The sequence below is a fragment of the Brenneria corticis genome (genome assembly GCF_003115855.1).
GTDB lineage: Bacteria > Pseudomonadota > Gammaproteobacteria > Enterobacterales > Enterobacteriaceae > Brenneria > Brenneria corticis.
On record NZ_KZ819074.1, the window covers coordinates 165,877 to 184,277 of the forward strand.

The following is an 18,401-nucleotide window of genomic DNA, read 5'->3' on the forward strand; positions in this document are numbered from 1 at the left end:
CTCAAAGGCGGCGGATTTACCGGTAATCCTCCAGCGGCACGCAGGAGCAGAACAGATGGCGGTCGCCGTAGACATCGTCCAGCCGTTTTACCGTCGGCCAGTATTTGTTTTCGCTGCCCGCTGGGAATACCGCCAGCTCGCGGCTATAGGGATGCGGCCACTCCGCGGCCAGTTCGTCCTGGGTGTGCGGGGCGTTCACCAGCGGATTATCTTCCAGCGGCCACTCGCCGTTGACCACGCGATCGATCTCCGCGCGGATCGCCAGCATGGCGTCGATAAACCGATCCAGCTCGGCCTGACTTTCCGACTCGGTGGGTTCGACCATCAGCGTACCGGCCACCGGGAACGACATGGTGGGGGCGTGAAAACCGTAATCAATCAGCCGCTTGGCGATATCCATTTCGCTAATGCCGCTGCTCTCCTTCAGCGGACGGATATCCAGAATGCATTCATGGGCGACGCGCCCGTCCCGTCCGCTATACAGCACCGGATACGCCGACTGGAGTCGCGTCGCGATGTAGTTGGCGTTGAGGATCGCCATCTGGCTCGCCTGTTTCAGCCCTTGCGCGCCCATCATGCGGATATACATCCAGCTGATGGGCAGGATGGAGGCGCTGCCGAACGGCGCGGCGGAGACCGCGCCCTGCCCGGTCAGCATACCGTCGATTTTGACCACCTGATGCCCCGGCACAAAGGGCGCCAGATGGGCTTTTACCCCGATCGGCCCCATGCCCGGACCGCCGCCGCCGTGCGGAATGCAGAAGGTTTTATGCAGGTTGAGGTGGGAAACGTCGGCGCCGATATAGCCCGGCGAGGTAATGCCGACCTGCGCATTCATATTGGCGCCGTCCAGATACACCTGGCCGCCGAACTGATGCACGATCTGGCACACCTCGCGGATGGTTTCCTCATACACGCCGTGGGTGGACGGATAGGTCACCATAATGCAAGCCAGCCGTTCGCCCGCCGAGCGCGCCTTTTCCCGCAGATCGTGCAGGTCGATATTGCCCTGCTTGTCGCAGGCCACCACCACCACGCTCATCCCCGCCATCTGCGCCGACGCCGGATTGGTGCCGTGCGCCGAACTGGGGATCAGACAGACGTCGCGGGCGGATTCGTTGCGGCTGTGGTGATAACGCCGGATCGCCAGCAACCCGGCGTACTCTCCCTGCGCGCCGGAGTTAGGCTGCATGCACACCGCGTCGTACCCCGTCAGCAGCACCAGCCAGCCGGCGAGCTGCTCGATCATCTTGCGGTAGCCCAGCGCCTGCTCCGGCGGACAGAACGGATGCAGATCGGCGAATTCCGGCCAGGTAATCGGCAGCATTTCCGCGGCGGCGTTAAGCTTCATGGTGCAGGACCCCAACGGGATCATCGCCCGATTGAGCGCCAGATCCTTGCGTTCCAGACGATGCAGATAGCGCATCATCTCGGTTTCGCTGTGATAGCGGTTAAACACCGGGTGGGCAAGAATGGCGTCATCCCGTTGCAACGCGGCGGGAATCGACGTCGCCTGCTCGCCCACCGCCGCATCGAGCGCGTCGATATTTAGCCCGTGGGCGTATCCCAGCAGGATGGAAAACAGCGTCAGCACGTCTTCCCGATCGGTGGCTTCATCCAGCGTAATCCCCACCGCGCCGTCAAGATCGGCGCGCAGGTTGACGCCAAAGCTCAGCGCCCGGCTCAATATCGCCTCTTTGTCCTCCACCTCAACGGTCAGGGTGTCGAACCAGCTGTGGTGGCGCAGCGTCAGCCCGCCCCGCCGCAGCCCGAGCGCCAGAATATCCGTCAGCCGATGGATGCGCCCGGCGATGCGCCGCAGCCCCTGCGGGCCGTGGAATACGGCGTACAGGCTGGCGATATTGGCCAGCAGCACCTGCGAGGTGCAGATATTGGAGTTGGCTTTCTCGCGGCGGATATGCTGCTCGCGGGTCTGCATCGCCATACGCAGCGCGGTGTTGCCCGCGGCGTCGCGCGACACGCCGATAATCCGTCCCGGCATGGCGCGTTTGTATTCGTCCCGACAGGCGAAGAACGCGGCATGCGGCCCGCCGTAGCCCATCGGCACGCCAAAGCGCTGGGCGGAGCCGAAGACGATATCCGCCCCCTGTTTGCCCGGCGCGGTCAACAGCACCAGCGCCATGATATCGGCGGCGACGCAGCTGATCACCTTGCGCTGCTTCAGGGCGGCCATCAGATCGCGGTAATCATGCAGTTCGCCGCTGGTCCCCGCCTGTTGCAATAACACGCCGAACACCGCGTCGTCCGCCAGCGCCTCCTGCGCCTTGCCCACTACCACCTCGAAGCCGAAGGTCTGGGCGCGCGTGCGCACCACGTCCAGCGTTTGCGGGTGAACGTCATCGGCGACAAAGAAACGATCGGCCTGCTTCAGCTTGCTGATGCGTTTGGCCATCGCCATGGCTTCCGCCGCCGCCGTGGCTTCATCCAGCAACGAGGCGGACGCCAGTTCCAGGCCGGTCAAATCCTGCGTCACCTGCTGAAAATTCAGTAATGCTTCCAGACGCCCCTGCGACACCTCCGGCTGATACGGCGTATAGGCGGTGTACCAACCCGGATTTTCCAGCACGTTGCGTAAAATCACCGGCGGCATCAGCACCGCGCCGTAGCCCATGCCGATATAGCTTTTGTAACGCTGATTCAGGCCGGCGATATCTTTCAGTTCCGCCAACGCCTGATGCTCCGTCGCCGCGTCGCCCACCGCCGGCGGACCGGGCAACTGGATATCGGCGGGCACAATCTGGCGGATTAGCTCGTCGAGCGACGCCGCGCCGACCGCCGCCAGCATATGCTGGCGCTGGCCGGCGGAGGGACCGATATGGCGTTCAGCGAAAGCGCCGTTATATTCAAGCTGACTGAGAGTCTGGGTCATTACGAAAATTTCCTGCATCACACATATTGCGAGGGCACAAAATAAAACGCCCGGCTCGGCTGAGTCCGGGCGCCAACATTATTCGTCTTCTTCCAGCGTCGCCTGATATGCCTCGGCATCAAGCAGCTCATCCAGGTCGGACTCGTCGGACGAGCGGATACGGAACAGCCAGCCGTCGGCATAGGGCGCGCTGTTAACCAGCTCGGGGGCGTTTTCCAACTCGTCATTGACTTCGATAATTTCACCGCTGATCGGCGCATAGATATCGGAAGCCGCCTTGACCGACTCGGCGACGGCGCAGTCATCGCCCGCGGCGACGATGGTGCCGACTTCAGGCAAATCGATAAACACCATATCGCCCAATAACTCCTGCGCGTGATCGGTGATGCCAACGCTATATATGCCTTCGCCTTCAGACAGCACCCATTCATGGGAAGCGGTATATTTTAGTTCTGCTGGTACATCGCTCATTGCCACTCTCTCCTTTCCTTCACAAAACGGTTAAAACCGGCCGGTTGATGAATACTGCACCATCAGTTAATGCTGAAAACGGGCTTTCCGCCACGGACAAAGCCGGGTTTGGTGACGTGCACAGGAAGTTCGCGGTTGCGGATCTGCACAATCGCCTGTTTGCCGATGCCGGCCGGGACGCGCGCCAGCGCGATACTCAGCCCCAGCGTAGGGGAAAAAGAGCCGCTGGTAATCACTCCTTCCCGCATCACGCCGTCGCCATCAGTAAAGCGCACCGACAGGCCATTACGCAATACGCCTTTTTCCGTCAGCACCAGCCCGACCAACCGCTCGGTGCCTTTTTCCCGCTGGCGCTCCAGCGCCTCACGGCCGATAAACTGACGATCCTCCGGCTGCCAGGCGATGGTCCAGCCCATATTGGCGGCCAGCGGCGAAATGCCTTCGTCCATATCCTGCCCGTAAAGATTCATCCCGGCCTCCAGCCGCAGGGTGTCGCGCGCCCCCAGGCCGCAAGGCTTGACGCCCTCGGACAACAGCCGCTGCCAGAGGTCGACCGCCTGCTCCCGCGGCAGCGCGATCTCGTAGCCCGCCTCGCCGGTATAGCCGGTCGTGGCGATGAAAAAGTCATCGACCTGCGCGCCGAAAAAGGGCTTCATGCCCGCGACCTGCTCACGCTGGGCGTCATTCAGCAAGCGCTGCGCCTTTTGCTGCGCCTGCGGTCCCTGAACCGCCACCAGCGCCAGATCGTCCCGCACGCGGATATCCAGCATAAACGGCTCGGCGTGCCGGGCGATCCAGGCCAGATCCTTGTCGCGGGTGGCCGAATTCACCACCAGCCGGAAATAGTCTTCCGCCAGAAAGTAGACGATCAGATCGTCAATCACGCCGCCGGACGCATTCAGCATGCCGGTATAGAGCGCCTTGCCCGGCTGGGTGAGCTTCGCCACGTCGTTCGCCAGCAGGTAGCGCAGAAATTCGCGGGTTCGCACGCCGTGCAAATCCACGATGGTCATATGGGATACATCGAACATGCCGGCGTCGCGCCGCGCGATATGGTGCTCATCAAGCTGGGAGCCGTAATGCAGCGGCATCATCCAGCCGTGAAAATCCACCATTTTGGCGCCGTCCGCCAGGTGCTGCTGATACAACGGAGTCTGCTTTGCCATCTTTTCCCTCTGTGCGGTGCATGCGCTCAGGCGATAAAAAAACGCCGCGCAAACGATATCGTGCCATTGAACTTACCACCGAAGCGCGGGTTAAACTATCCCCACAGGCATAAGTTAAACTATATGGCAGCAGTCTGAAACGCCGGGCGTCGCAAAGGCTATAAACAGCTAAATAGTCCAAATATAGTTAAATATAAAGCATAAATATTATGCAATAAGCGCAGAGTAGCGAATGATTGATATGAAAAACGGCCGGGCCGCTCGCCGGCGGGCGTAAAAAACAGCGCCGTGCATTAGTTAAAATAATGCGAAAAAAGCGCTGAAATTAGATTATTTCAACCAAAACGCCGCCGCGTTTCGCCCCCCTGCCCCCCTTCGACTACTGCGGCAACCCCTGTTCAATACGCTGTATCAGATAGGGGAAAAACGGATTGGAGGAGAGACGCAGCAGCGTGTCCAGATCCACCACCAGCACCGAGCGTTCGCCACGGGCGGCGATCATCCCCAGCGGCAGGCCGAACTCGCGGGGATTTTGCGAAAAACGGCCGTAAAGAGAGTCGCTATCCGGAAATGGCAGCGCCACGTGCGACAGCGAGTAAATATCCGGCGGATAGTCGATACCCAGATCGCGGGAATACTCCCGCGCCGTTCCGGCTTTGACATCAAAGGCGACGGCACGGGCGCTGTCCGGGGCGGCATTGGTGATTACCGTGGTGTCGTAATGGCGCGGCGCGGCGGGCAATAGCTGACTGACGGCGCCGTTGGCCGAATCTCGCAGTAAAGGGCCGAAGTTAATGGTGCGGTTGACGTCAAACAGCACCAGTTGGCTGCCGTTGGCCGGCAACAGATTATAAAACGACGACACCACCGCCCGCGTGCTCACGGTGAAATCCATCACCGACTGAAAGGTCAGCACCGGAGGCAGGCCCGCCAGCGCCTGGTTTTGCGCTTTGCGGGTCAGCTGTCGCTGCAACTCATGGGTCAGCAGCCAGGACTGCCGCGCGCCGTTCACCGGAAACGAATTGTATTTGAACGGGTTGAATTCCGGCAAAATGCCCAGCCACGCCGCTTTGGCGAACGCGGGAAAGAGCGCGGGCAGCCCGGCGAGACCGGCAAAGCGGGCGTAGCTGGTGACGCCGATCATCGGCGAAATCAATATCAGCCGATCAGGGCGGCTCAGCGCCGGATCGTCCAGCGCATCCAGGGCGTATTTCAGCGCCAGCGCCCCGCCGTTGGAAAACCCCACCATATGCAGCGGCAACGGCTTACCCGAATCCTGCGCCAGATAGCGGCCGGCCTCACGCACCGCCAGACGGGTGGCCGCCAGCCAGTCCTCCCAGTGAACATCCGTCAGCGCGCCGGGAACCGTACCGTGAGCGGGCAGCCGAATGCCGACCACCACAAAACCGCGCTGGCGATAAAGCCGCGCGATATGCCGCAGGCTGTAAGGAGAATCCGTTAATCCATGCAGCACCACCACCGCGCCTTTCGGCGCGCCGTCCGGCATCAGCTGGTAGGAACGATTCCAGTCATGCTGAAACTTGCCCGGATACACCGGGCTGCCGGCAAAATAACGGTTAATGGGCCGTTGTTCATCCTCGTCCAGCTCCTGGGTGACATGCTGATTGATCTGCTGGAAAATGCGCTCTTCCGCGCGCAGATAAGCCGGCCAGTCCGCCCGGTCAAGCTCGTCCGCCGACAGTTCATCCGGCACAAAGGTATGCCAGGGCGCCAGCGCCGGCCCGCGCTGCGTATCATAAATACGGATGGCCAGCAGCGTTATCGCCGCCGCCGCAACAATAATCACCGCGCGTTTAATCATCCGCCTGACGGATCCGATCAGCATGCTAATGTCCCTTCCCGTTTGCCGTTTCGCCGCCCGTTTTCAACGCGGACCGCACGTCTGAAAGCGTAAACCATCCCGGCCGCCGATGGTATTAAACTTCGTTCAGCGTACAGTCCCCGCAGCGGGCGACGCCGGGAATACGATAGCGCTGGCAACAGCTGCGGCGCCGCATAAGGCCGCCGCAAGGAATAATGGTGCGATAGAGGGGATTTTCACCGCCGTCCAGCAGTGAACGGGAAAAGAACAGATCGTGACGCAGCAGGCCAAGTTGGTCAGGCGCCATCAGCGGCGCCATCTCCCCCAAAAACCAATGCATCAGATAGCCGGTGTTATTCCAGGTGAGCCGGGCGTTAAGCGCGCCGAAGCTATCCAGCGTGTTGATGACCGGCGCGATATGCTGATGCAGCAACCGCTCCAGCCGGGCCCGCGGCGAGTCGCCGGCTATTTCCGGCGGCAGCGCCTGCGGCGCGATATAAAACACCGCCGGGTGTCCTTTACTGGCGTGGAATGCGACATATATCCGGCTCGGAGAGCAGTCCAGCAGCGCGGCGTGCTTCAGCGATACCAGCATCAACGGCGGCACCAGCAGCCCGAAATACCACTGCGCCCATAATGATTGCAGCGGCTTTTCCTCATGCGGCTTATCCGGATGTTCCCGATACAGTTCATTACCGTAGCGCCGCACCAGCCGCTGAAACACCTCGGGCCGCGACCACTCGGCGAGCGTCATGGCGCCCTCCGGGGGAGCCTCGCCGAATTTAACGCTATTCAGACAGTGCGGGCGATACCGGCGCAACACGGCGTTTAACTCGGCGGCCAGCCGCCGGTCGCCGCCGGAAAACGCCGGGTGCGCGACGGTGCTGACGATATTTTTGACGGTTGGCATAGGCGGTTCCGCTAGGGTAGCCGAATAAACGGGAAACGAAATGATAACTATTGCCAATAGTATCCGTGTTTATCGCTTATGACAAACCGCGCGCTTCCCGTTAATGCCTCCCCGGTCGCAACCAGCCGGCGCCCAACGCGCAGGGACTAGATAAGCTGGCTGATATTCAGATCTTCCATCAAACGCTGATTGTCGGAATAGTCCACCGGAATGGCGATCACCGCCGGCCCCTGAACATCCATCGCCTGGCGCAATTTACTCACCAGCTCGTCCTCCGCTTCGACCGCAAAGCCTTGCGCGCCGAACGCATCCGCATAGGCTTTAAAATCGATCGGCCCGAATTTGACGCCGGAAGAACGGTGATACTTTTTCTCTTCCTGGATCTCGACCATGTTATAGGCGTTATCCACCCAGATAATATGCAGCACATTGCTGTTCAGGCGCACGGCGGTTTCAAGCTCCATGCTGGACTGCATAAAACCGCCGTCCCCTGAAACCGAAATCACTTTCTGACCGGGGTGAATCAGCGACGCGGCAATCGCCCAGGGCAACGCGACGCCCATGGTTTGCTGACCGTTGGTCATCAGCACCTGCCGCGCCCGGAAGCTGTACAGATAGCGCGCCAGCCAGATGTGAAAACTGCCCATATCGACGCACATCGTGACGTCATGGTTGACGATGTCCTGCATCGCCCGCACCAGCCGCAGCGGATGGATCGCAAAGCCGCGCATATTCATGCCGCGCGTCGCCAGATCGCGCCGTTGCTGACAGCGATCGCGCAGAATAGCCTGCGCCTGCGGCGAAAGGGTCAACGGCGCGCGGATACAACCGGCCAGCGCATCGACGGTGGTGGTGATATCGCCAATCAGCTCCACGTCGGGCAGGTAGGCGCTGTCGATATTGGCGGGCAGCACGTCGATATGCACCAGCGCCGCTTTGCCGCTGTTCCACAGTACCGGGTCATACTCCACCGGGCTGTAGCCGACCGTAATAATCAGATCGGCCTGCTGCAGCAGCTTATCGCCCGCCTGATTGTTGAACAGGCCGACGCGCCCGGCGAAATGGTCGAAACTTTGCTGGTCAACGGCGCCGGCGGCCTGGTAGGTGCTGGTTACCGGCAGTTGGCTTTGATGCAGCAAGCGGCGTAACGCCTCGGCGGTTTTCGGCTGGCTCGCCATCAATCCCAGCAGCAAAACAGGATTTTTGGCCCGCTGGATCATCCGCGCGACCTTGTCGATCTCCGCCTGGGGCGCGCCGTTCAGCGCGGGGAGTTCAGGGCGGACCAGTACGGCGCTGGTCACCGGATCGTTGATGATATCCTGGGGCAGGCTGATGAAAGAGGCGCCGGGGTGTCCCGTTTCCGCGGCGCGGAAGGCGTTCGCCAGCACTTCGGAAATCGCCGACGAGGCCCTGACTTCCGCGCTGAATTTGGTTACCGGCTGGAACAGGCTGACGGTGTCCAGGCTTTGATGCGTCAGCTTAAGGCTCTCCGCGCGCTTCACCGCGCCGCCGATGGCCACCAGCGGGTCGCCCTCCGAGGTGGCGGTCGCCAGTCCGGTCACCAGATTGCAGCAGCCCGGTCCGGAGGTCACCAGCGTCACGCCGGCTTTTCCGGTCAGTCGGCCGATGGCCGCCGCCATAAAAGCGCCGTTGGCTTCATGGCGCACCGGGATGGTTTGAATCGGCGAGTCTTCCAGGGCATCGAAAACGCGATCGATTTTCGCTCCCGGAATACCAAATACATATTGCACCCCCTGCCGCTCCAGATGTTTCACCACCAGGGCGGCGCCACAGTTCCAGCTCTGCTGACCTGTTGAATTTTCCATTGTCTCACACTCCTCTGAGATGTTTCGTATTCTGCCGTTGTTTAACTTTCCACTGCCTGGATAGCGCTATCAAGATTTTCAGGTGACAGGTCAGCACCGAGAAAATCACGATCCTGCGGCAGGTCGATTATCAGTTTGGAGATCACCCCAAACGTCAGAACGCCGCTTTCCATCTCATAATCAAGGATGTGTCCTCCTCCTTGGCGATCGTCGGTAATAAAATGCTCATGATAGCCGGCAACGTTGATTCCCTGCGTATAGGCCGGACTGCGAAAACCGATGACGCTTCCCTGACAATGTTCAAAATGGAACGTCGGCTGCTGGGCGATGGCTTCCAGCATCGGTTTATACGGGCGTTTCTGGCGCGGCACGGTACGGGTTTCAACGTACTTGAAGCGGCCGTCGATGCGCAGGGCGCAAAACAGATTATCCGTCCCTACCAGGCTATCTATTTTCTGGTGCAGACTGTGACGATCGATCGGACTGTTGAAATGGACTTCTTCCGTCGGACGGAAAAACGTCATCACCGCGAAAGGGGTCTTCTGGTGCGGCTTGGCCGCCCGCGCGCTGCCGTCGGAGCGCAGTTGGAAAATAAGGCGGTTGAAGGCCACCAGCTCGCCGTCCAGATTGTTAAACGTCCCTAATCCAAAATCGCCATGCTGCAATAACTCCTCCATCGTCCGACTACCTTCGTACACGCCATTGATTAAACCACTCATTAGTGAGGTTTGATAAATAACGCATTCCGGATGGTGCTGCCGATGTTCAAGCGCATACGCTGCGATCTCTTCCACGCAAGGGTTTACGCCACTATCTTCTTTCATAGGCCTTCTCTTTCGATGGGTTATTACTTAAATTTCTCTAACTCATGCTTAAAGATTGACGCCAACTCAGGCAAAGTTCCAATATACAAACCTCGTCATTTCAAGATCTGAAAAATATGGAGGCCGCTAATGGAATTTCGTTACCTGCGCTACTTTGTTGCCGTCGCCGAGACCCGGCATTTCACGCGCGCGGCGGAAAGCCTGGGCATATCGCAGCCGCCGCTCAGCCAGCAAATCAAAAAACTTGAACATGAAATAGGCACGCCGTTATTCAAACGGCTGACGCGCGGCGTTGAAATGACGGAAGCGGGAAAAGTGTTATATGAAGATGCCTGCCAGATCCTGAAACTGACCGATGCCGCCGTTGACCGCGCCAGAAGCATCGCCAGGGGAGAAGAAGGGAATTTCAACGTCGGATTTTCCTCCTCCGCCTCTTTTCACCCGGTGGTGTTACGGCTACTGCACGCCTATCGCCAGCGCTATCCGAATGTGTCGTTAAGCCCGCGAACGGATAATCCCCCGCAGTTGCTTACCGAGCTGCACAACAGAAATATCGACGTCGCCTTTCTTCGTCTGCCATGCAATATCGGCGGCGAATTCAAGAGCGAGGTTCTGGCCGAAGAACCGATGAAACTGGTGCTGCCCGCCGATCACGCGCTGAATAATAAAAAACGCATCCATTTGAGCGAGCTGAAACAGGAATCGTTGATCACCTTCCCGCGGGAAATTTGCCCCGGATTGCACGATATGGTTATTCGCGCCTGCTACTTATCCGGCTACGAGCCCCGGCTTAGCCAGCAGGCGCCGCAGCTCACGGCCACCATCGGCATGGTGTCGGCGGGCTTCGGCATCGCCATCATTCCCGAGTCGCTCTCCTGCATCAAAATAGGCAATGTGTCCTATCACGCCATAGAAGATATCCGCCTGACTACCCAGATCATCATGGTCTGGCGCCAGCACGAGCATAGGCCGATCGCCATGAATATGGTGCAGCTGTCGCGCAATCAGCGGCAAACCGGCTGACAATATTCCCGGCGCCCGCTGATGACAAAGCGCCGCCAAAAGAGTGGTAATTGATATAAATTATTATATGCTATTGGTTATCATTATCATTCTTGGCGGATATGAAATGCTGACAGCGATGATTACCGCATGCGGTTTATGGGGCGTTAGCTGGTGTATGGGAAAACAGCTGTCGAGCGCCTGGGGGGTATTATTGCCCTGCGCCGTCATGCCGTTACTGGCCGCCCTTGATCTTAACCTGATGCATCTGAAGGTGATTATCGCCGTCGCCCTGTTGGCGACGCTGGCGATGTTATTTCATCACCGTCTGCGACACTATTTGCTGCTGCCGTCCTGCATCGCGTTGGCGGGCGGAGTGGCGGCGCTGACCCTGATGTTTAATTTAACGCTGGGATAAACGGGTAACTAATCAGAGAGGGAAAAAGATTAACAGAGAAGTGGTGCGAAGAGAGGGACTTGAACCCTCACGCCCGTTAAGGCACTAACACCTGAAGCTAGCGCGTCTACCAATTCCGCCACCTTCGCACAGGTAAAGCTCAATTTGCGCCGCCGACCGACCCGTACCACCGCATGGTGCGAAGAGAGGGACTTGAACCCTCACGTCCGTTAAGACACTAACACCTGAAGCTAGCGCGTCTACCAATTCCGCCACCTTCGCAATGCAGCTGCGATACGAATTTACCGTGAAGCACAGTTATTGTGCGGCACATTACTACGAAACACAATCGTGGCGATGTGGTGCGAAGAGAGGGACTTGAACCCTCACGCCCGTTAAGGCACTAACACCTGAAGCTAGCGCGTCTACCAATTCCGCCACCTTCGCAATCCAGCAACACTGCCTTACGCAATGCCACCACGGAGGCGAATTCTAGAGGTTTTGGCGTCAAGGTCAATGATTATTTCCTCCGAAATGCGGGGGTTGCTGCAAAATTCATCACCTTCAGGATGACGATGGCCGGGCAAAGCGTTCATTCAGCCATTCGATAAATACCCGGATGCGCGGAGCAAGGAAACGCCCCGGCGGATACATCACATACAGCGGCATATCCGGCGGAGGCGTATCCTTAAGAATTTCAACCAGTTCGCCGCTGTCCAGCCAGCGCTGCAAGCTGTGCCGCGGCGCCTGAATCAGCCCGAACCCGGCGCGGCAGGCCGCCACGTAGGCATCGGCCCCGTTTACCTCCAGCTTGCCGGGCAGCATAGAGGTGACGCACTCGCCTTTCAGCATAAACTCCAGCGGATAGCGCCGCCCGGTGCGCAATGAAAAGTAGCCCACAGCCTGATGCGCGGTCAGATCGTCCAGCGACCGGGGCATGCCGAACTCGGCGAGATAGCCGGCGGACGCGCAGGTCGCCTGCGGCAGCGCCGGCAAATGGTGGGTCGCCAGCGAATCATCCTCTATCCGCCAGGCGCGCAGTACGCAATCCACCCCTTCGCGCAGTACGTTGATGGCCGAATCGTTGGCGCTCAGCGACAGGGTAATACGCGGATAGCGCTGATAAAATTCGCTCAGGGCCGGGATCACCACCTCACGGGCCAGCGAGTGCGGCATATCAACCCGTACGTTGCCTGCCGGCTGATGCCGCTGCTGGGTAAAAAGCGCATTCGTCTCTTCAATCTCCGCCAGCAGTTGGATACAGCGCTGATAATAAATCTGGCCCTCCGCGGTGATCTGCACCTGACGGGTGGTTCTCTGCAACAGACGCACGCCCAGACGGCTCTCAAGCCGTTTAACGGCATGGCTCACCGTGGCGCGCGGCAAAGACAGCATTTCAGCCGCCCGGCTAAAGCTCCCCAGCTCCGCGATACGCACAAAAATGCGCATCGCCTGAATCTGATCCATCATGTCCCCATTGTTGTTGATTTTTGAATAGTGTTGCATGAAATGGGTTATTTATCTTTATCCAATAAACAACCACACTGATCCGGCTTTCCACCCCCACATGAGGACGACAGGATGCAACAACGTCAACTAGGTCTTAACGGCCCGTCGGTTTCCGCGCTTGGGCTAGGCTGCATGGGAATGAGCGATTTTTACTCCACCGCTCAGGATGAAAAAGAGGCCATCGCCACGCTGCACCGGACATTGGAGTTAGGCATCACGCTGCTTGATACCGCGGATATGTACGGCCCGCATACCAATGAGCAGTTGGTCGGCAAAGCCATCAAGGGGAAACGCCAGCAGGTTTTCCTGGCCACCAAGTTCGGCATTCTGCGCGATCCGGCCGACCCCGATCTGCGCGGCGTCAGCGGCAAGCCGGAGTATATCCGCCGGGCGATTGAGGGCAGCCTGTCGCGGCTGGGCGTAGAGGTGATCGACCTCTACTATCAGCATCGCGTCGACCCGACGGTGCCGATTGAAGAGAGCGTCGGAACGCTGGCCGACCTGGTCAAGGAAGGGAAAATTCGCTATATCGGCCTGAGCGAGGCCTCCGCCGAAACGCTGGAACGCGCTCATCGGGTGCATCCCATCACCGCCCTGCAGAGCGAATATTCGCTATGGACGCGGGATGTGGAAACCGACATCCTGCCCGCCTGCCGGCGTCTTGGCATCGGTTTCGTGCCCTACAGCCCGTTGGGACGCGGTTTCCTGACCGGGGCCATCCGCAGCCCGGACGACCTGGCCGCCGATGATTTCCGCCGCAGCAACCCGCGTTTTGCCGGAGACAACTTCGCCAAAAACCGGCAATTGGTGGACAAGGTGAATCAGTTGGCCAAAGAAAAGGGCGTGGCGCCCTCACAGCTGGCGCTGGCCTGGGTACTGGCGCAGGGAGAGCATATTGTGCCGATTCCGGGAACCAAACGCCGCCGCTATCTGGAGGAGAACATCGGCGCGCTGGACGTCTCCCTGAGCGCGGACGAGCTGGCGGCGATCGAAGCCATCTTTCCTTTCAACGCCGCGGCGGGGGACCGCTACGGCGCCGAGGGAATGGCGACGCTCGATCGCTGAGTCTTAACGGCGGCCTTTGGCGGCGCGCGGCGGACGGCCGACCGTCGCCTGATAGACCTTGAAACGCCCGGTTTGCGCCAGCACCTCGTGGCTGCCGAACGCCGCATCCAGCAGCGCCGGATAAGGCAGAAACGCATTGGCGACGATGCGCAGCTGCCCGCCGATCGGCAGATGGGCCACCGCGCCGCGGATCAGCATTTCCACCGCCTGCAGGCTGGTTTGCAACCCGTCGTGGAACGGCGGGTTGGAGACGATCAGGTCGAAACGGCCGTTAATCTCCGAGTACACGTTACTGGCGATCACCTCCCCTTCCAGCTGATTCGCCGCCAGCGTCGCCCGGCTTGAGGCCAGCGCCCCGGCGCTGACGTCGCTGAGCGTCAGGCGGATTTTCGGCGACCGCTTCGCCAGCACCGCGGCCAGCACGCCGGCGCCGCAGGCGATATCCAGCACTTTGCCTTTCATATGCGGCTCAAAGGTGGAAAGCAGCAGTTGGCTGCCCGGATCCAGCCCGTCGCGGCTGAATACGCCGGGCAGCGCCTTCACGGTAACGCCGTCAATCACGTACTCGTCCCACCACTCCGCCAGGTCGAAGGCGGTCTGTTTTTCAATCCGTCCGTGGTACAGCCCGCAGCGCCGGGCGCTGTCGATTTTGGTTAACGGCGCGACGTCGGCCAGCATATTTTCCGCGCTGCGCACGCCGCTGCGGTTTTCCCCCACCACAAAGATTTCACAGCCGACCGGCAGCAGCGACAGCAGGTTAAACAGCTGAAACTCCGCTTCCTGTTTGCTCTTCGGCCAGTAGTAGATCAGCGTATCGCAATCCGCCGCCAGCGCGGCATCCGCCAGCAGACCGTAGTGAATATTATCCTCCAGCGAGCGCTGCAGCTGCTGCCAGTGATGAAACTGGGTGGCGTGGACGCGCACGGCGGCGGCGTCGAACTGCGCGGGCAAGGTGTCTTGTAAATCGCCGGCAAACAGGACCCGGCGGGGGATAAATTCGTCGCTATGGCGCAGTATGACTTCACTGGCTGGGGTTAATGCGGACATCAGGCGGAAGCTCCTTAATAATTGAGCGGGGATTATATACTCTTCATCCCCGAAGTTGCAGCGATGTTGGCGCATGTCGGACGGGTTTGCTAGCATAGGCGGCACAAACGCAATCCGCACGGGATAAAACATGGCACCAAGACGTGACTGGCTGCTACAACAACTGGGTATTACGCAGTGGACGCTAAGGCGCCCTGCGGTGCTGCAGGGTGAAATCGCCGTCAGTCTGCCCGCTCAGGCGCGTCTGGTTATCGTGTCATCGGAACCGCCGGCCGACGACGATCCGCTGCTGGCCGACGTCCTGCGCAGTCTGGCGCTGACGCCGGAGCAGACGTTCACCCTGACGCCGCAGCAGGTGGTGATGCTCCCCGACGACGCCCGCTGCCACAGTTGGCGCCTGGGCGTTGACCAACCGCTGGCGCTGCAAGGCGTTCAACTCACCAGCCCGGCGCTGACCGAGCTTTACCACAACGCCGACGCCAAACGGGCGCTCTGGCGGCAGATTTGTAAACATGAACTTGATATCGCCCCTGACGCCAGCCGATCTGGCGCAAGCCTTTCAGATTGAACAAGCCAGCCACGCCTTTCCCTGGACGGCAAAAACCTTTGCCGGCAATCAGGGCGAACGTTATTTCAACCTCAAGCTGAGCCATAACGGGCAGATGGCGGCTTACGCCATCACCCAGGTGGTGCTGGATGAAGCCACGCTGTTCAACCTTGCCGTTCACCCGGACCATCAGCGCCGCGGTTTTGGCCGCCGGTTGCTGGAGCATGTGATTAACGAGCTGGAGCAACGCGGCATTGTTACGCTGTGGCTGGAGGTGCGCGCCTCGAACCAACCGGCGATAGCGCTGTACGAAAGCCTGGGATTTAACGAAGTATCGCTGCGGCGCGACTACTACCCCACCGCCGCCGGCCGTGAAGACGCCGTTATTATGGCTCTGCCGCTGGGGTAACGGTTGAGCGCCTCCCCCTGATAAGGGGCCGTTGGGTAGCGGCAGGCGTCGCCTGTCGTGTTTCACCCCACCCCGACCCTCCCCTTCGCAGGGGAGGGAGCAAGTTAGCTCCTCCCCCTGCGAAGGGGGAGGCTGGGAGGGGCCGGCGACGGGGATTTAGAAATCGATCGACATCGACAGCTTCAGCGAACGCGGGTCGCCCTGGAAAAGATAGGTGCCGTCATCATTGACGGAGGCCCAGTAGTTCTCATTGGTGACGTTTTCGATATTGGCGCGCCAGGTCAGCGTCTGGTCGTTTAGCGGCATACTGTAACGCACGCCGAGATCCAGCCGCGTCCAGGGCTTCAGCTTCAAGGTATTGTCTTCATTGGCATATTGCGAACCGGAGCGTATCACCGTGCCCGTCGCCGTCAGCCCTTCCACCGGTTTGATATCGTATTCCGCGCCGAACACCAACTGGTAGCGCGGCACGCCGATAACATCCTTGCCGTCGTTGCCGCCGTCCTGCGTTTTCGTCTGCTGCGCCGCGATCCAGGTGGCGCTGCCGTTCAGGCGCAGGCCGAACGTCGGCTCGCCGAAGACGTTCAGCTCCATTCCGCGGTGACGGCGCTCGCCGTACAGGCCGTAGGTCATGGTGGAGCGATCGACGGCTTCGTATGGCCGTTTGATTTCGAATAGCGCCAGCGATCCGCCCACGCGTTGGTAGTCAAACTTGACGCCGACCTCATTCTGTTTGGCGACATAGATGCCGGTAACGTGCCCGCCGTTAACCACCCGTGAATTGTCAAATGAGCGCGGAGCGGCTTTTCCTGGCGACAGCGCCTCGATATGGTTGGCGTACAATGAAATATGTTGCCACGGTTTAACCACCAGACCGTAGGCTGGCGTTACTTTGGTGCGGTTAAAAGCGCTGTCCCTCTCTTCAACGCCATCATAATCATAGTTACGCACCATCACTTCCTGCCGCCGCAGACCGAGCGTCACAGCCACTTTATCGTCCAACACCGACAGCGTGTCGGACAAGGCGATACCCGAACTTCTGATCCGGGCGCGCACGTTCGGGTTATTCATATCGCCATCCGCCCATTCTGTTGGTGGATACCCGATGTCGCCAGGACGGTAGATATTCGTCGGCCCTACGGGCCCGGACATGGTGTAAGCCGTCTTGTTTTTCGCGTATACGCCGGAATAGCCCAGATTGACTTTATGCTTGATAAAACCGGTATCAAACTGCCCGCGAATCCCCAACATACCGGAGAAGGTATCGCGCACCAAGGGTACGCTTAGCCGGGACAACGTTGCATTACCATTATTGTCGATTAATTTCGGCGACGCGTAATTCCCTTCTTCATCCGCGCGGCTGCTGCCGACCCCGGAATAAATCGTCCAGTTATCGGCCACGTCATATTCGCCGCGCCACATGCCGAAGGTGGTTTTCAGATCGGTATAAACCCAGCTGGGACTGTAGTTCAGCGTGGCGTCCGGCGCCTCCGGGATGCGGGTGGCGCTGCCGACCCCGACGCCGATGCGCCCGCCGTGAACGTACTGATGCTGGTAGCCGGCGTCCAGCGAGGTGCGGAAACGATCGCCGCGATAATCGAGCCCGACGGAGGCCAGCGACATGCGATCTTTCTGGTCGTGAATGGCGCTTTCCCCTTCGCGGTGCAACACGTTGACGCGCACGCCGAACGCATTGTTATCGCCGAAACGCCGGCCGATATCCAACGCGCCGCCCACCTTGCCTTTGGATTCATAGTCAACGGTCGCGCGCGTCAGCGCATCATCGGCGGCGTGCTTCGGCTCCACGTTGACCGAACCGCCGACGCCGCTGCCTACGCCGCCGCCGGACACGCCGTTGACAAAGGCATTGGCGCCCTTAAATACCTCTACGCGTTCGATCATATTGGTGGAGACCATCTGGCGCGGCATCACGCCGTACAGGCCGCCGAAGGTGATATCGTCGCCGTCCAGCAAAAAGCCGCGGATACGATAGGTTTCCATGAAATTGCCGTAGCCTTTCAGGGTTTGGATCGAGGCGTCATTCTTCACCACGTCGGCCAGCGTTTCCGCCTGCTGCGAAAGAATCATCTTATCGGTATAGCTGATGACGTTGAACGGCACGTCGCGCGCGTTTTGCTGCCCCAGAAACCCCACCCGTCCGCCATTGGCGATTTGGCCGTCCAGATAGGCGGGAACCAGCTCATCGCCGCCGGAACGGAAATTATCCTCCGGTTTGGCGATAACCGTGATGGTGTCTTTACTGCCCGATACGCCAGGCTGCGTCGCGGAAGCGGAGGTCTCCGCCGCCAGCGGCATGGCGACGCCGGCGGCGGCCGCGCCGATCAGCAACGCAAGCAGCGTCGGCGCGCTGCGGGGAATGCCCGCCTGCTTGGATATTTCTGAAATTGTCATGGGGGTTCCGGGGGAGGTTAAATATAAATAATAATGATTTGCTTTCGTGATTATGCGAATGATTGCAATTATTGCAAGCGACATAATAATTTCCCTGCAAACTT

At 59.6% G+C, this 18,401-nt stretch carries 15 protein-coding genes and 3 tRNA genes; 5 read left to right on the forward strand and 13 right to left on the reverse strand.

The annotated features are described in order from the left end of the window. Window positions 1–16 precede the first annotated feature (16 nt). The 7 genes from gcvP to budA all read right to left on the reverse strand — a co-directional run bounded on the left by gcvP (window position 17) and on the right by budA (window position 9,909). Window positions 17–2,890: an aminomethyl-transferring glycine dehydrogenase gene (gene gcvP, locus DDT56_RS05855; protein ID WP_136165551.1), complete on the reverse strand. Its 2,874-nt coding sequence runs from the start codon at window positions 2,888–2,890 to the stop codon at window positions 17–19. Between the two features lie 78 nt (window positions 2,891–2,968). After that, window positions 2,969–3,361, reverse strand: coding sequence for a glycine cleavage system protein GcvH (gene gcvH / locus DDT56_RS05860; RefSeq protein WP_136165552.1), 393 nt, complete (start codon window positions 3,359–3,361; stop codon window positions 2,969–2,971). Window positions 3,362–3,423: 62 nt separating this feature from the next. Then, the gene (gene gcvT / locus DDT56_RS05865; RefSeq protein WP_136165553.1) at window positions 3,424–4,527 is read right to left on the reverse strand and encodes a glycine cleavage system aminomethyltransferase GcvT; all 1,104 of its coding nucleotides are present in this window, start codon (window positions 4,525–4,527) and stop codon (window positions 3,424–3,426) included. A 379-nt stretch (window positions 4,528–4,906) separates the two neighbouring features. Next, window positions 4,907–6,373, reverse strand: a complete 1,467-nt coding sequence (locus DDT56_RS05870) for an alpha/beta hydrolase (RefSeq protein ID WP_168197581.1) — start codon at window positions 6,371–6,373, stop codon at window positions 4,907–4,909. A 91-nt stretch (window positions 6,374–6,464) separates the two neighbouring features. Continuing rightward, entirely contained in the window at window positions 6,465–7,259 is a 795-nt protein-coding gene (gene fhuF / locus DDT56_RS05875) for a siderophore-iron reductase FhuF (protein ID WP_136165554.1), read from the reverse strand. Between the two features lie 146 nt (window positions 7,260–7,405). After that, window positions 7,406–9,085 carry an acetolactate synthase AlsS gene (alsS, locus tag DDT56_RS05880; protein WP_136165555.1) on the reverse strand — a complete coding sequence of 560 codons (1,680 nt, stop codon included), beginning with the start codon at window positions 9,083–9,085 and terminating at the stop codon, window positions 7,406–7,408. Between the two features lie 41 nt (window positions 9,086–9,126). After that, window positions 9,127–9,909 (reverse strand): acetolactate decarboxylase, encoded by a 783-nt coding sequence (gene budA / locus DDT56_RS05885; RefSeq protein ID WP_136165556.1) that lies wholly within the window; start codon window positions 9,907–9,909, stop codon window positions 9,127–9,129. A gap of 129 nt (window positions 9,910–10,038) precedes the next feature. On the opposite strand from budA, the gene DDT56_RS05890 reads away from it, so the two are divergent. Further along, entirely contained in the window at window positions 10,039–10,932 is an 894-nt protein-coding gene (locus DDT56_RS05890) for a LysR family transcriptional regulator (protein ID WP_136165557.1), read from the forward strand. A 106-nt stretch (window positions 10,933–11,038) separates the two neighbouring features. After that, entirely contained in the window at window positions 11,039–11,329 is a 291-nt protein-coding gene (locus DDT56_RS05895; RefSeq protein WP_136165558.1) for a DUF1435 domain-containing protein, read from the forward strand. Between the two features lie 41 nt (window positions 11,330–11,370). Here the strand turns inward: DDT56_RS05895 and DDT56_RS05900 are convergent. The 4 genes from DDT56_RS05900 to DDT56_RS05915 all read right to left on the reverse strand — a co-directional run bounded on the left by DDT56_RS05900 (window position 11,371) and on the right by DDT56_RS05915 (window position 12,775). Further along, window positions 11,371–11,457: transfer RNA gene (locus DDT56_RS05900), tRNA-Leu, on the reverse strand. Window positions 11,458–11,503: 46 nt separating this feature from the next. Next, window positions 11,504–11,590: transfer RNA gene (locus tag DDT56_RS05905), tRNA-Leu, on the reverse strand. A 78-nt stretch (window positions 11,591–11,668) separates the two neighbouring features. Then, a tRNA-Leu gene (locus tag DDT56_RS05910) sits at window positions 11,669–11,755 on the reverse strand. A 117-nt stretch (window positions 11,756–11,872) separates the two neighbouring features. After that, window positions 11,873–12,775, reverse strand: coding sequence for a LysR family transcriptional regulator (locus DDT56_RS05915; protein WP_136165690.1), 903 nt, complete (start codon window positions 12,773–12,775; stop codon window positions 11,873–11,875). Window positions 12,776–12,889: 114 nt separating this feature from the next. On the opposite strand from DDT56_RS05915, the gene DDT56_RS05920 reads away from it, so the two are divergent. Continuing rightward, complete coding sequence (locus DDT56_RS05920) at window positions 12,890–13,882, forward strand: aldo/keto reductase (protein WP_136165559.1); 993 nt, start codon at window positions 12,890–12,892, stop codon at window positions 13,880–13,882. A gap of 3 nt (window positions 13,883–13,885) precedes the next feature. On the opposite strand, the gene rsmC is transcribed toward DDT56_RS05920, so the two are convergent. Beyond that, window positions 13,886–14,929, reverse strand: a complete 1,044-nt coding sequence (gene rsmC / locus DDT56_RS05925) for a 16S rRNA (guanine(1207)-N(2))-methyltransferase RsmC (protein WP_136165560.1) — start codon at window positions 14,927–14,929, stop codon at window positions 13,886–13,888. 130 nt (window positions 14,930–15,059) lie between these two features. On the opposite strand from rsmC, the gene DDT56_RS05930 reads away from it, so the two are divergent. Together DDT56_RS05930 and rimI are read left to right on the forward strand one after the other, a co-directional pair. Beyond that, window positions 15,060–15,497, forward strand: coding sequence for a DNA polymerase III subunit psi (locus DDT56_RS05930; RefSeq protein ID WP_136165561.1), 438 nt, complete (start codon window positions 15,060–15,062; stop codon window positions 15,495–15,497). Continuing rightward, window positions 15,442–15,885: a ribosomal protein S18-alanine N-acetyltransferase gene (rimI, locus tag DDT56_RS05935; protein ID WP_136165562.1), complete on the forward strand. Its 444-nt coding sequence runs from the start codon at window positions 15,442–15,444 to the stop codon at window positions 15,883–15,885. Before DDT56_RS05930 ends, rimI begins: the two co-directional genes overlap by 56 nt. Window positions 15,886–16,041: 156 nt before the next feature. Here rimI and DDT56_RS05940 read toward each other — a convergent pair whose 3' ends face one another. Further along, window positions 16,042–18,297 (reverse strand): TonB-dependent receptor, encoded by a 2,256-nt coding sequence (locus tag DDT56_RS05940; RefSeq protein WP_136165563.1) that lies wholly within the window; start codon window positions 18,295–18,297, stop codon window positions 16,042–16,044. Window positions 18,298–18,401 lie beyond the last annotated feature (104 nt).